The organism is Mycobacterium sp. 852002-51961_SCH5331710 (assembly GCF_001665535.1).
Taxonomy (GTDB): domain Bacteria; phylum Actinomycetota; class Actinomycetes; order Mycobacteriales; family Mycobacteriaceae; genus Mycobacterium.
In genome coordinates this window covers 1-12,924 of the sequence record NZ_LZSQ01000109.1, presented here as the reverse complement: position 1 = coordinate 12,924, position 12,924 = coordinate 1, and the positions used below count along the sequence as shown (strand labels likewise).

At 67.6% G+C, this 12,924-nt stretch carries 12 protein-coding genes; 7 read left to right on the top strand and 5 right to left on the bottom strand.

Annotated elements, in window-relative coordinates:
• Positions 1-7: 7 nt before the first annotated feature.
• The 3 genes from A5752_RS18955 to A5752_RS18945 are packed head-to-tail and all read left to right on the top strand — an operon-like array spanning position 8 to position 5,854.
• Positions 8-1,756, top strand: coding sequence for an ABC transporter ATP-binding protein (locus A5752_RS18955; RefSeq protein WP_067088597.1), 1,749 nt, complete (start codon positions 8-10; stop codon positions 1,754-1,756).
• Positions 1,757-1,764: 8 nt separating this feature from the next.
• On the top strand, positions 1,765-3,657 hold the full coding sequence (locus A5752_RS18950) for an ABC transporter ATP-binding protein (protein ID WP_067088595.1): 1,893 nt from the start codon (positions 1,765-1,767) through the stop codon (positions 3,655-3,657).
• 19 nt (positions 3,658-3,676) lie between these two features.
• Entirely contained in the window at positions 3,677-5,854 is a 2,178-nt protein-coding gene (locus tag A5752_RS18945; RefSeq protein WP_067088593.1) for a molybdopterin-containing oxidoreductase family protein, read from the top strand.
• Here A5752_RS18945 and abmR read toward each other — a convergent pair.
• Together abmR and A5752_RS18935 are read right to left on the bottom strand one after the other, a co-directional pair.
• The gene (gene abmR / locus A5752_RS18940; protein WP_067088591.1) at positions 5,851-6,417 is read right to left on the bottom strand and encodes an ATP-binding transcription factor AbmR; all 567 of its coding nucleotides are present in this window, start codon (positions 6,415-6,417) and stop codon (positions 5,851-5,853) included. The genes A5752_RS18945 and abmR overlap by 4 nt on opposite strands.
• A 64-nt stretch (positions 6,418-6,481) precedes the next feature.
• Positions 6,482-7,267: an SDR family NAD(P)-dependent oxidoreductase gene (locus tag A5752_RS18935; protein ID WP_067088590.1), complete on the bottom strand. Its 786-nt coding sequence runs from the start codon at positions 7,265-7,267 to the stop codon at positions 6,482-6,484.
• 85 nt (positions 7,268-7,352) lie between these two features.
• On the opposite strand from A5752_RS18935, the gene A5752_RS18930 reads away from it, so the two are divergent.
• Positions 7,353-8,198: a helix-turn-helix transcriptional regulator gene (locus A5752_RS18930; RefSeq protein ID WP_067088588.1), complete on the top strand. Its 846-nt coding sequence runs from the start codon at positions 7,353-7,355 to the stop codon at positions 8,196-8,198.
• Between the two features lie 12 nt (positions 8,199-8,210).
• Here the strand turns inward: A5752_RS18930 and A5752_RS18925 are convergent, their stop codons facing one another.
• Positions 8,211-8,414 (bottom strand): hypothetical protein, encoded by a 204-nt coding sequence (locus A5752_RS18925; protein ID WP_067088729.1) that lies wholly within the window; start codon positions 8,412-8,414, stop codon positions 8,211-8,213.
• A 95-nt stretch (positions 8,415-8,509) separates the two neighbouring features.
• Here A5752_RS18925 and A5752_RS18920 point away from each other — a divergent pair, with 95 nt between their 5' ends.
• Positions 8,510-9,391: an AIM24 family protein gene (locus tag A5752_RS18920; RefSeq protein WP_067088586.1), complete on the top strand. Its 882-nt coding sequence runs from the start codon at positions 8,510-8,512 to the stop codon at positions 9,389-9,391.
• Here the strand turns inward: A5752_RS18920 and dtd are convergent, their stop codons facing one another.
• A complete protein-coding gene (gene dtd, locus A5752_RS18915) occupies positions 9,392-9,823 on the bottom strand; it encodes a D-aminoacyl-tRNA deacylase (RefSeq protein ID WP_067088584.1) in 432 nt (143 codons plus the stop codon).
• Between the two features lie 99 nt (positions 9,824-9,922).
• On the opposite strand from dtd, the gene A5752_RS18910 reads away from it, so the two are divergent.
• Together A5752_RS18910 and A5752_RS18905 are read left to right on the top strand one after the other, a co-directional pair.
• Positions 9,923-10,129 carry a heavy-metal-associated domain-containing protein gene (locus A5752_RS18910; RefSeq protein ID WP_067088582.1) on the top strand — a complete coding sequence of 69 codons (207 nt, stop codon included), beginning with the start codon at positions 9,923-9,925 and terminating at the stop codon, positions 10,127-10,129.
• Positions 10,129-12,348 carry a heavy metal translocating P-type ATPase gene (locus A5752_RS18905; protein ID WP_067088580.1) on the top strand — a complete coding sequence of 740 codons (2,220 nt, stop codon included), beginning with the start codon at positions 10,129-10,131 and terminating at the stop codon, positions 12,346-12,348. Before A5752_RS18910 ends, A5752_RS18905 begins: the two co-directional genes overlap by 1 nt.
• Here A5752_RS18905 and A5752_RS18900 read toward each other — a convergent pair.
• The gene (locus A5752_RS18900) at positions 12,338-12,748 is read right to left on the bottom strand and encodes a hypothetical protein (RefSeq protein ID WP_067088578.1); all 411 of its coding nucleotides are present in this window, start codon (positions 12,746-12,748) and stop codon (positions 12,338-12,340) included. The two genes, A5752_RS18905 and A5752_RS18900, sit on opposite strands and share 11 nt — an antisense overlap.
• Between the last annotated feature and the right edge of the window lie 176 nt (positions 12,749-12,924).

Sequence of the window (12,924 nt, the reverse complement as noted above, 5' to 3'; positions counted from 1 at the left end):
TAGCGGGATGTTATGGGCGCTGCTGCGACAGTACGCGCGGCCATACCGGGCGCTGCTTGCCACCGTCGCCACGCTCCAGTTGGTCAGCACGCTCGCCTCGCTTTACCTGCCGACGGTCAACGCCGCGATCATCGACGACGGCGTCGCGGCCGGGAACCTGCGCAGGATCGTCGAATTGGGCGGTGTCATGCTCGCCGTCACGGCGCTGCAGGTGGTGTGCGCGGTCGGCGCGGTGTACTTCGGGTCGCGAGCGGGCATGGGGGTCGGCCGCGACCTGCGGGCGGCGGTGTTCGACCACGTGACCGGGTTCTCGGCCGAGGACACCGCGCGGTTCGGTGCGCCGTCGCTGCTCACCCGCACCACCAACGATGTGCAGCAGATCCAGCTGCTGGTGCAGCTGACGTGCACGATGCTGGTCACCGCGCCGATCATGTCGATCGGCGGCATCTTCATGGCCGTGCACCAGGACGCCGGGCTGTCCTGGCTGCTCTTGGTCAGCGTGCCGATCCTGGCCCTGTCCAACTACTGGATCACCCGCCACCTGCTGCCGATCTTCCGCCGCATGCAGCGCCTCGTCGACGGCTTCAACCGGGTGATGCGCGACCAGCTCTCCGGCCTACGGGTGATCCGCGCATTCGCCAGGGAACCGTTCGAACGCACCCGGTTCGCCGACGCCAATCACGCGCTGGCCGACACCGCGCTCGAGGCCGGCCGGTGGCAGGCGCTGATGCTCCCCACCACAACGTTGGTCATCAACGTGTCGAGCGTGGCGCTGATCTGGTTCGGCGGGCTGCGCATCGATGCCGGGCAAATGCAGGTCGGCTCGCTGATCGCGTTCCTGGCCTACTTCATGCAGATCCTGATGGCGGTCCTGCTGGCGACGTTCATCCTCGTCATCATCCCGCGAGCGTCGGTGTGCGCCGAGCGCATCTCGGAGGTGCTGTCGACCACACCGCAGATCGTCAGCCCCGAACGGCCGGTGCGACCGTCGAAAATCCGCGGTGAAATCCGGCTGGACGCCGCGACATTCTGCTATCCGGGCGCCGAACGCCCCGTCCTGCAGGATGTTTCGCTGACCGCACTCCCCGGCACGACGACCGCCGTGGTCGGCTCCACCGGGTCGGGCAAGTCGACTCTGGTGTCGCTGATCTGCCGGATGTACGACCCGACGAGCGGTTCGGTGCAAGTCGACGGCGTCGACGTGCGCGACTACGACCCCGAACAGCTGTGGTCGGTGCTCGGGCTGGTGCCGCAGCGCGGATACCTGTTCTCGGGCACGATCGCCGACAACCTCCAGTTCGGTATGGCCCCAGGACAGGTGGCCACCGAGGAACAGATGTGGGAGGCCCTGCGGGTGGCCGCCGCCGACGATTTCGTGCGTGCGCATGCCGACGGCCTGGACATGCGGGTCGCGCAGGGCGGCGCGAACTTCTCGGGCGGACAGCGGCAGCGGTTGGCCATCGCCCGCGCGGTGATCCGCAGGCCCGCGGTGTATCTGTTCGACGATGCGTTCTCGGCGCTCGACGTCCACACCGACGCGCGAGTGCGTGCCGCGTTGCGGGAGGTGTCGGCGGAGGCGACGGTGATCGTTGTCGCGCAACGCATCTCGACCGTCATGCAGGCGGATCAGATTGTCGTCATCGATGACGGCCGCGTCGTCGGGATCGGCACCCACGAGGCCCTGTTGGCGGACTGCCCGGAGTACGCCGAGTTCGCGGACTCGCAGTCGCTCGCGAGGGTGGGTGACGCGCAGTGAGCGCCCCGATGGCCCGGCCGATCCGCGGCATGGTGCAGGCGCCCACCCAGCGCTCGCGCGACTTCACCGGATCGGCGATCCGCTTGGTCAAGCGGTTGACACCCCAGCGCGGCCCGACCGCGGCGGTGATCCTCCTGGGCGTCGGCGGTATCGCGATCAGCGTGATCGGCCCGCGAATCCTGGGGCACGCCACGGATCTTCTGTTCAACGGTGTGGTCGGCCGACAGCTACCTGCGGGGCTGACCAAGGAGCAGGCCATCGACGCCGCCCGCGCCCGCGGCGACAGCACGTTCGCCGATCTGCTGTCGGGGATGAACGTGGTGCCCGGCCGCGGCGTCGACTTCGGCGCCGTCGGTCGCACCCTGCTTCTCGCGCTGGGCCTGTATCTCGTTGCCGCGCTGCTGGTGTGGTTGCAGGCCAGGCTGCTCAACGTCGCGGTGCAACGCACCATGGCGACGCTGCGCTCCGACGTCGAGGACAAAGTTCACCGAATGCCGCTGTCGTACTTCGACTCCCGCCAACGCGGCGAGGTGCTCAGCCGGGTGACCAACGACGTCGACAACATTCAGCAGTCGCTGTCGATGACGATCAGCCAGCTGTTGACGTCGGTGCTGACGGTCCTCTCGGTGCTGGTGATGATGCTGACCATCTCGCCGCTTCTGACGCTGCTGACCGTGGTGACCGTGCCTCTGTCGTTGTGGGCGACGCGCTGGATCGCGCGCCGGTCGCAGCGCCTGTTCGTCGCGCAGTGGGCGAACACCGGCCGGCTCAACGCGCACATCGAGGAGACCTACAGCGGCTTCACCGTCGTCAAGACATTCGGTCACCGCGCTGCAGCCCAGGAGCGGTTCCGCGAATGCAACGACGCCGTCTACAACTCCGCCTTCGGCGCGCAGTTCTTCTCCGGCCTCGTCGGGCCCGCCACCACGTTCATCGGCAACCTCAGCTACGTCGCGGTGGCCGTCGTGGGTGGTTTGCAGGTGGCGACCGGTCAGATCACGCTCGGCAGCATCCAGGCGTTCATCCAGTACGTCCGCCAGTTCAACCAGCCGCTCACACAGGTGGCGGGCATGTACAACACCCTGCAGTCCGGCGTGGCCAGCGCCGAGCGGGTCTTCGACCTGCTCGACGCGGACGAGGAGACGCCAGATCCCCCGGCGCAGCTGCCGCTTCCCGTCGGCCAAGCGGGCCGGGTCGAGTTCGAGAACGTCACGCTCGGCTACCACCCGGACACCCCGGTGATCCGCGACCTGTCGCTGGTCGCAGAACCCGGCAGCACGGTCGCGATCGTGGGGCCGACCGGAGCGGGCAAGACGACGCTGGTGAATCTGCTGATGCGGTTCTACGACGTCGACTCCGGCCGGATTCTGGTTGACGGCGTGGACATCTCGACGGTCAGCCGGGATTCGCTGCGGTCCCGGATCGGGATGGTGCTGCAGGACACCTGGCTGTTCGGCGGCACCATCTTCGAGAACATCGCCTACGGCAGGCCCGACGCCTCGGAGGACGAGGTGATCGCGGCGGCCAAGGCCGCGTACGTCGACCGGTTCGTGCACATGCTGCCCGACGGCTACCAGACTCGCGTCAGTGACGACGGCGGCACCATCAGCGCCGGTGAGAAGCAGCTGATCACGATCGCGCGCGCGGTACTGGCCAAGCCCGGCCTGCTGGTCCTCGACGAGGCGACCAGCTCGGTGGACACCCGAACCGAGCTGCTGATCCAGCAGGCCATGGCCGAGTTGCGCCGGGATCGAACGAGTTTCATCATCGCCCACCGGCTCTCGACCATCCGCGACGCCGATCTCATCGTGGTGATGGACGAGGGCCGGATCGTCGAACGCGGCACCCACAGCGAGCTTCTCGCTAAGCGTGGCGCTTATTGGTCCATGACGCAGGCCTGATCGCCGTACGCTCGAGACGATGAGCGAGACGGTCTATACGTTCTGCCGGATCTGCCTGGCCTCGTGCGGTCTCGAGGTGACGGTCGAGGACAACCACGTCACGAAGATCGCCGCCGACAAGCAGAATCCGCACAGCTGGCGGGACTTCTGCGCCAAGGGCCGCACCGCACATCACCTCGTGGAACATCCGCGCCGGATCCTCAACCCCATGCGCCGCGTCGGCGAAACCCATGTCGAGGCCACCTGGGACGAGGCCATTGCCGACATCGCGAGCAGGATGAACGCCGCGATCGAGGCCGGTGGGCCCGACGCCGTCGGTGTCTACTACGGCAATCCGGCGGGCTTCTCCTCCTCCAACGTCATCTTCATGAACGGCTGGCTGGACGCGATCGGAACCCAGAACCGCTACGCCGTGGGTTCGGTCGACCAGAATGCGATGCACGTCGTCGCGGACGCGATGTACGGTTCGATCCTGATGGCGCCGGTTTCGGACATCGACAACTGTGACTATTTCCTGCTCGTCGGCGCCAATCCCGCAGTGAGCGCATGGAATTGGCTCGAGACGGTGCCCGGCGGCTGGCGCCGCGCCCTGGCGCGCCAACAACAGGGCGCGACGATAGTGGTGGTCGACCCACTGCGCACCGAATCCGCGGAGAAGGCCGACGTGCACCTCGCAGTGCGCCCCGGACAGGACTGGGCGCTGCTGCTGGCGATGGTCAAGGTCATCCTCGACGAGGGTCTCGAACACCACGGGGATTGCACCGAACTGGCGACCGGCGTGGACGACCTGCGTGCCCTGGTCGCGGCGGCCGATCTGGACGACCTCGCCGCCCGCTGCGACATCAACCGTGACCGGATCGAGCGGGTGGCCCACGACTTCGCCGCGGCGCGCGGCGCCATGGTGGTGACGCGCACCGGCGTGTCCCTGCATCTGGCCGGCACGGTCGCCGAGTGGCTGGGCCATGTGCTCAACGTGATCACCGGCCGCATGGACCGCCCCGGCGGCCGCCGTTTCGAACCGGGCTACGTCGACGCCATCCGGATGTCGGCGATGGTCAAGGCCAAACCGCACTACAGCCGACTGCTGGGCCGCGAAATGGTCGCGGGCGCACACGCACTCAGCGAGTTGCCCGACGAGATCACGACGCCGGGCCGCGGCCAGATCCGCGCGATGCTGATCAACTGCGGTAACCCCGTCGTCTCCGGACCCGACGGCGGCAAGCTGGACCGCGCGCTCGCCGACCTGGATCTGCTCGTCGCGATCGACTTCGTCCAGCGGGAGAGCCACCGTCACGCGCACTGGTTGCTGCCCGCCGCCCACTGGTTGGAGCGCAACGACCTGCTGGCGTTCACCAGCAACATGCACGACGAACCGTATCTGCAGTACGGCGCAAAGGTCGTCGAGCCGCCGCCGGGTGTGCGCGAGGAATGGCGGATCTTCACCGACCTCGCGCTCGCGATGCGTCGACCGTTGTTCGGCGCCAAAGGCCTCAACGGGTTCATCAAGGCGACGCGGGCGGTGGCGCGCGCGACTCGCAGGCAGGCCCTGGAATTCGGTCCCCACTGGATCGACCGTCTGGTCGTGGCGACCTCGCGAAAGGTCAACGGCCACAAGATCAAATGGCGCGACGTCATATCGCATCCGCATGGCTGGGTGTTGGGCCCGCGCGAGTTCGGCCACTTCCGCGACGCGCTGAGAACCGACGACAAGAAAGTGCACGCCGCACCACCGGAGTTCGTGGCGCGCGCCCGCCAGCTGCTCGCCGAACCGCGTCCCGCGGCGCCGGTCGGCTATCCGTACCAGCTGGCCAACCGCAGGCAGCGGCACTCGATGAACTCGTGGCTCAACGAGTTACCGGATCTGCATCCGGCCGGTAAGGGCAATGACGTGGTCATCCACCCGAAGGACGCCGCCGACCTCGGGGTGAGCGACGGCGATGTCGTCAGGGTGTTCTCGCCGGTCGGCTCCATCGAGTTGAAGGCGGTGGTGAACGACCGTCCGCGTGAAGGCGTGATCATCATCGACCACGGCTGGGGTTCACGGGTCTTCGATCCGCACGGGCGCAGTGAGCCGGTCTCCTACGGCGTCAACCGCAACCTGCTGGTCGAGGGGGCAACGGTGGACCCGCTGTCGCAGACGTCGGCGCTCAGTTCGCAATACGTTGGAGTGGAACGGGTTTCCTGCCCGGACGACTAAAGATTCGGCCCTTCGGCGCGCAGTTCGTCGACGTTGCGCATCGCCTCGCGCAGCTTGCTCAGCCACTCGTCGGCATGCTCACCGACCAGACGCACCGACCGCGCCAGGGCATCCGAGCGCGACCGCGCCACGCCCGCGTCGACGAGTGTGTCGAGCACTTGGCGCTCGGGCTGACGCAACCTGGTCATCACCGGAACGGCCATGTTGGTGAACATGATTCGCTCATGGTTGTCGGCGCCCGGTTCCCCGATCTCGATGCCCCACGCGACCTTGCGGCCGTAACGCGCCTCGGCTTCGTCCGCGATGTGCATGCGTTCGGACCTGGTCTCTTCACGGAACCGCGCGGCCCGTCCCGACGCGCGCGCCTCGCTTTCGTCGCCCGCGGCCTCCGGCAGCCGGCCGATCACGGTGATTTCCTCGCGGTCGACCACCACCGTGGGGTCCGCGGCGAACCAGCTCTCGGGAAGCCGGCCCGCGAACCAGTCGGCGGCGTCGCCCGCGTCGGGCTGCTGTGCCTGTTGCCAGCCGCCCTGACGGCGCCGGCCATGGATATTGTGTCGCATGATTACATACTTACACCGTTATACATGTGATATCCGGTCGTTCGCCGTGGGCGAACGGTCCAGGTCAGACCCAGGTGCCGCCATCGACCCGCAGGACGGCACCGGTGACATAGGAGGCGCGGTCGCTGAGCAGCCACGCCGCCGCCTGGGCGATCTCTTCGGGGTCGGCGGCGCGGCCAAGCGGGCAGTCGGACACCAGTTGATCGATCACCCCGGGGCTGGCGCTCTCCCACTCCCGAATCATCTCGGTCAGCGTGGTCCCCGGAGCGATCGCGTTGACGCGGATACCCTCGGGGCCGTAGGTGACCGCTGCCGATTCAGTGAGGCTGTTGACGGCCCGTTTCATCGCGCCGTACGCCGGGAGTGCCGGATTGCCGCGAAGGCTCCCCACGCTCGACGTGTTGACGATCGCGCCGGTTCCCGCCGTCGCGCGGATTGCTTGGACCTCGGCACTCATGGCCAGGTACACGCCCTTGAGGTTCACCTCGTAGACGCGGTCGAAGTCCGCCTCGGCTACCTGGTCGATCGGCCCGGGCGGCACGATCGTCGCGGCGTTGTTGAAGGCGATGTCGAGCCGGCCCCACTTCTTCACTGCCGTGTCGACGGCCGCACGGACATCGGCCGCGTCAGCGAGATCACACACGACGTAGTCGGCGACACCCCCGGCAACGCGGATGTCGTCGGTGACGGCGCGCAGTTGTTCTTCTGTGCGCGCGGTGACCAGAACGGAGGCTCCTTCGCGGGCGAACAGCCGCGCGGCCGCGGCGCCGATGCCGCGCCCCGCACCGGTGATCAGTGCGGTCTTGCCGGCCAGTAGGCCGGTGGTGGTGGTGGTGGTGGTGTGAGTCATGGCATCGAGCCTGTGCTGATGCGCCGACGACAACCAGGTCCCACCGATACCTGGCTGAAACACCGAAAGCCTGAAGAATGGCGGTATGGACAGGACGGAGTTCGCCGCTTTCTTGCGGAGCCGCCGCGAGCGGATCGCCCCGACGGACGTCGGCCTGCCGCTCCGTCGCCGTCGCCGCACACCGGGTCTGCGCCGCGACGAGGTCGCGCAGCTGGCGTTCATCTCCACCGAGTACTACACACGTCTCGAGCAGGCGAGGGCGCCCCATCCGTCGGCGGAGGTGCTGGCGGGTCTGGCCAGGGCGCTACGCCTGTCCGACGCCGAGCGCCAGTACCTCTACACGCTCGCCGGGGTGGCACCCGAGAGGCCGACCGGACCGCCGATGATCGTGCGGCACAGCATCGTCGATCTCGTCCGGCGGCTTCCGCTCGCGCCGGCGATCGTGTTGTCCGCGACCTACGACGTACTTGCGTGGAACGACCTGGCGTGCGCACTGATGGAGGATTTCTCCGCGTTGCCGCCACGCGACCGGAACCTGGCCCGGCGCGTATTCCTCGGCCCCCATCCAGACGGGCGGCGCCTCTACGGCGTGTCCGATGCGGACGAATTCGCCAAGATCTGCGCTCTGCATCTGCGCACGACGGCCGCGAAGTATCCCGAAGACCGGCAGACACTCGACCTGATCGCCGAACTGCGCGATGGCAGTCCAGAATTCGCTGAGCTGTGGGAGCGGCACGACGTCAGCGTCGCGGTCGCGCTGTGCAAGACGTTCGACCACGCGAGAGTCGGGCCGGTGCCGGTCAACTGCGACGTGCTCGACGTCGCCGACGCCGATCAGCGGGTCGTCATCTACACGGCCGATCCGGGTTCGGCGTCGGAAGAGGCGCTGCGCCTGCTGTCGGTCATCGGCACACAGCGACTCGACGCCTGATCATGACAACGCCTAGCCGCGCTTGCGCAGCAACACGAAGCCGCCGCCGACGACAGCGCCGATCAACAGCAGAACGGCCAGCGTCGGGCTGACCAACCACCACGCCAGGGCGACCGCGATAAGGGCGGGCGAGGCGACGAAGAGCACCATGCCCGGGTGCTGCTTGATGACCGCCAAGGCGCTCTGCGCCCGTACCCGGTCGATTTCCTTTGCCATATCCCAAGAATGCCAGCCGGCGACGGATTCGGCGTCGGTGAACCAGTCCGAAAAGTCCGCCACAGCGCGACCGTCGCCCGGTTAGTTTGTAGCGCATGACAGCACCGAACAACGGAAGCTGGCGCCCCGATCCCGAGGGTCGCTATGAGTACCGCTGGTGGGACGGTCAGCAGTGGACCGACCAGGTTTCGCATCAGGGGCAGGTGGGCCGAGCACCGCTGACGTCACTCGGTGGACCTCCCCCGGCACCCCAGGCTCCCCCGCATCAGACGGCGCCTCCGCAGGCCGCTGCCGTCGGCGACGGGTTCGGAGGCATCAGCGGCGACCTGGTCGACGGCCGGTTCAGCGAGAAAGAGGCCAAGGCCATCGCCAACCAGAACACGAAGATGTTGCGTGTGCGCCTCGGCGAACCGTTCATGGCGCGGCAGGGGTCGATGGTGGCTTACCAAGGCAACGTCGATTTCGCGTTCGAGGGTGGCGGCGCCTCGAAGTTCATCAAGAAGGCGCTGACGGGCGAGGGCCTGCCCCTGATGCGGGTTCAGGGGCAGGGCGACGTTTTCCTCGCCGAGCGGGCGTACGACGTGCATCTGCTGTCTCTGAACAACTCCGGGCTGTCGATCAGCGGAAAGAACGTCCTGGCGTTCTCGTCGAGCCTGAACTGGAACATCGAGCGGGTGCGCGGCGGCAGCATCGCGACCGGCGGACTGTTCAACACGACACTGCGCGGAACCGGATGGGTCGCGCTGACGACCGACGGGCCGCCGGTGGTGCTGAATGCGGCGGAGGCGCCGACGTTCGCCGATACCAACGCTGTGGTCGCGTGGTCGGCGCATCTGCAGACCCAGCTCAAGACCAGCTTCAAGGCCGGCGCGCTGATCGGCCGAGGGTCCGGCGAGGCGATCCAGGTCGCGTTCCACGGTCAGGGCTTCGTGATCGTCCAGCCGTCCGAGGGTGTGCCGCACGTCGCGACCGCCTAGTCAAAGCTCGAGCAGCACCGTCACCGGTCCGTCGTTGACGAGTTCGACCTGCATGTGAGCGCCGAAGACACCGGTCTGGACGGTCGCGCCGAGATCGCGCAGCGCATCGGCGAACGCGGTGACAAGCGGCTCGGCGGTCGCGCGCGGCGCGGCGGCGTTCCACGCCGGCCGCCTGCCCTTCGCGGTGTTCGCATACAAAGTGAACTGGCTGACGACCAGGATGGGCGCCGAAACGTCCGCCGCGGACTTCTCATCGTCGAGAATCCTGAGCTGCCACAGCTTTTCGGCCATCCGTCGGGCCTTGGCCGCGTCGTCGTCATGCGTCACGCCGACGAGCGCGAGCAGACCCTGGCCGTCGGGCCGGATCTGCCCGACGACCTCGCCATCCACCGTGACCGCGGCCGAAGTGACCCGCTGAGCGAGAACTCGCATGCTCGCAGATGCTGCCATGGCCGCCGATGCGTGCGGAGCGGGCCATAAGACCCGACTCCGGTTGAATACCCCTAGGGGGTATTGGGTACTCTGGTGAGCATGGCTACCACCACAGTCACAGTCACCGGAATGACCTGCGGACACTGCGCGGCGTCGGTGCGCGAGGAACTCGGCGAAATCCCGGGCGTACAGGCGGTCGACGTCGACGTCGCCAGCGGCGCCGTGACCATCGACAGTGTCGCACCCGTCGAAGCCGACGCGATCAGAAGCGCCGTGGAGGAGGCGGGCTACCGCCTGGCCGGCTGATGAGACCCGACGCCGCGGCCACCGACACGATCGAGTTGTCGATCGACGGTATGACTTGCGCGTCGTGCGCGAACCGGATCGAGCGCAAGCTCAACAAGCTCGACGGCGTGACGGCCACCGTCAACTTCGCGACCGAGAAGGCGCGCGTCGCGTACGGCGCCGATGTGACGCCGCAGGCTCTGCTGGCCACCGTCGAAGAAGCGGGTTACCACGCGCACCTGCCTGCGGACCGCACGACAGACGACGAGGACCCGACCGTCGCACTGCGGCGCAGGCTGCTGGTGTGCCTGGCGCTGACCGTCCCGGTCATCGCGATGGCGATGGTCCCCGCGCTGCAGTTCCCGAACTGGCAATGGATGTCGCTGGCGTTGACGACGCCGGTGGTGCTGTGGGGCGCCTGGCCGTTCCATCGCGCGGCATGGACCAACCTGCGCCATGGCAGTTCGACCATGGACACGCTGATCTCGATGGGCACGCTCGCTGCCTTGGGATGGTCGATCTACGCGCTGTTCTGGGGCACCGCGGGCGCCCCGGGGATGACGCATGGATTCGAGTTGACACTGTCACGCGGCGACGGTTCGGGCAGCGTGTATTTCGAGGTCGCGGCGGGAGTCACAACGTTCATCCTCGCGGGCCGATATTTCGAAGCGCGATCGAAACGGCGTGCGGGTGCGGCGTTGCGGGCGTTGCTGGAGCTCGGAGCCAAGGACGTCGTGGTCCGCAGAGACGATGGCGAACAACGCATTCCGATCGATCAGCTGGGCGTCGGAGACGAGTTCGTGGTGCGTCCGGGTGAAAAGATCGCCGCCGACGGTGTGGTGGTCGAGGGCGCCTCGGCGGTCGACGCTTCGATGCTGACTGGCGAGTCGGTGCCGGTGGACGTCGCTGCGGGCGACGAGGTCGTCGGGGCGACGGTCAACGTCGACGGTCGACTCGTGGTGCGGGCCAAGCGGATCGGCGCGGACACTCAGCTGGCGCAGATGGCGCGGCTGGTCGAAGACGCCCAGAACGGCAAGGCGGAGGCACAGCGACTGGCCGACCGAATCTCCGGGGTTTTTGTGCCGGTGGTGATCGCGTTGTCGGTCGCGACTCTCGGGTTCTGGCTGGCCACCGGTGGGTCGGTCGCGGCGGCCTTCACCGCGGCGGTGGCGGTGCTGATCATCGCCTGCCCCTGCGCGTTGGGCTTGGCGACACCGACCGCGCTGATGGTTGGCACGGGGCGTGGAGCGCAGCTCGGCATCCTGATCAAAGGGCCGGAGGTGTTGGAGTCGACGCGGCGGATCGACACCATCGTGTTGGACAAGACCGGGACCGTCACCACGGGCAAGATGACGCTCATCGATGTCGTCGCCGCCGACGGTGAACAGCCCGACGAGGTGCTGCGGGTCGCCGGAGCGGTCGAGGACGGTTCGGAGCACCCGATCGCACGGGCGATCGCGAAGGGCGCGCGGGACAAGCTCGGTGACCTGCCGGCGGTCGAGGACTTCACCAACCTGCGTGGTCTCGGAGTGCGCGGACGGGTCGACGGACGCGATGTGACCGTCGGACGGCAGCGGCTGCTGACATCGCACGACTTTTCCGAGTCGCTGAAAGGGGCGGTGCGACAGAAGGAGTCGCAAGGCAGGACCGCGGTGGTCGTCGGGTGGGGCGGGTCGGCGCGCGGCGTGCTGGTGGTGGCCGATGCGGTCAAACCGACGTCGGCCGAAGCGATTTCACGACTCCGTGCACTGGGTTTGCGGCCGATGATGGTGACCGGTGACAACGAGGCCGCAGCCCGCACGATCGCTGCACTGGTGGGCATTGACGACGTCGTCGCCGAGGTGTTGCCGCAGGACAAGGTCGACGTGGTCAAGCGTCTTCAGGTCGACGGCAAGGTGGTCGCCATGGTGGGCGACGGAGTCAACGACGCGGCCGCGCTGGCCCAGGCCGACCTCGGGCTCGCGATGGGAAGCGGCACCGATGTCGCCATCGAGGCGAGTGATCTCACGTTGGTGCGCGACGACCTGAACGCTGTCGCCGACGCGATTCGGCTGTCGCGCAGGACGTTGGCGACGATCAAGGGCAATCTGTTCTGGGCGTTCGCCTACAACGTCGCAGCGTTGCCGTTGGCGGCGGCAGGCCTGCTGAATCCGATGATCGCCGGTGCGGCAATGGCATTCAGTTCGGTGTTCGTGGTCAGCAACAGCCTCCGGCTGCGCCGGTTCTCCGCTACAGTGTGAGGTTGATCGGGCCGAGTATCTGGCAGTTCGGCTCGAGCGCGTCTTCGAAGACCTTGCCGCAGCCTCGTCCGCTGGCGGTGTAGGTCGCGCCCGGCTGGTACGGCGCGAAAAACACCTGCGCGGCTGCCGGCCCTCGCGCCTGTGTGCACTGGCCCTGCGAGTTGGGCCCGGCGACGTGGACACAAGCGACGCTCCACGCTGGACGGAACGGAGCGCCGCAGGCCAGGAATGACACCGTCGCCGTCACCTTGCTCACGCCGTCGGTGTTGACGACCTGCGGCGGCGACAGCGTGTAACCGCACGCCGGCTGCGGTGGCTGCGCGTTCGCTGTACCCAAACCCAGCAGCCCGGACCACGCGACGACCAGTGTGACCAGCACAGCTTTGACGACCCGGCTCATGCCTGGATCGTAATTCACCCACGCCAGTAGCCGTTTCGAAATGGAAGCGTCGGGTCCTACGGTCCTTCGCTGTTCTTGGGGTGGTTGTCGGGATCGGTGGGTGGGTCGTCGGGTTCGTCGGGCAGGAGGTATTTCTCGGGGTGGTGGTAGTTGTTGATGCGGGTTTGGCCGGTGTC

Coding starts and splice junctions, on each gene's coding strand:
- A5752_RS18955 (WP_067088597.1), top strand. CDS start 8: ATGTTATGGGCGCTGCTGCGACAGTACGCGCGGCCATACCGGGCGCTG.
- A5752_RS18920 (WP_067088586.1), top strand. CDS start 8,510: ATGACAGCACCGAACAACGGAAGCTGGCGCCCCGATCCCGAGGGTCGC.
- A5752_RS18950 (WP_067088595.1), top strand. CDS start 1,765: ATGGCCCGGCCGATCCGCGGCATGGTGCAGGCGCCCACCCAGCGCTCG.
- A5752_RS18935 (WP_067088590.1), bottom strand. CDS start 7,267: ATGACTCACACCACCACCACCACCACCACCGGCCTACTGGCCGGCAAG.
- A5752_RS18905 (WP_067088580.1), top strand. CDS start 10,129: ATGAGACCCGACGCCGCGGCCACCGACACGATCGAGTTGTCGATCGAC.
- A5752_RS18900 (WP_067088578.1), bottom strand. CDS start 12,748: ATGAGCCGGGTCGTCAAAGCTGTGCTGGTCACACTGGTCGTCGCGTGG.
- A5752_RS18925 (WP_067088729.1), bottom strand. CDS start 8,414: ATGGCAAAGGAAATCGACCGGGTACGGGCGCAGAGCGCCTTGGCGGTC.
- abmR (WP_067088591.1), bottom strand. CDS start 6,417: ATGCGACACAATATCCATGGCCGGCGCCGTCAGGGCGGCTGGCAACAG.
- A5752_RS18945 (WP_067088593.1), top strand. CDS start 3,677: ATGAGCGAGACGGTCTATACGTTCTGCCGGATCTGCCTGGCCTCGTGC.
- dtd (WP_067088584.1), bottom strand. CDS start 9,823: ATGCGAGTTCTCGCTCAGCGGGTCACTTCGGCCGCGGTCACGGTGGAT.
- A5752_RS18910 (WP_067088582.1), top strand. CDS start 9,923: ATGGCTACCACCACAGTCACAGTCACCGGAATGACCTGCGGACACTGC.
- A5752_RS18930 (WP_067088588.1), top strand. CDS start 7,353: ATGGACAGGACGGAGTTCGCCGCTTTCTTGCGGAGCCGCCGCGAGCGG.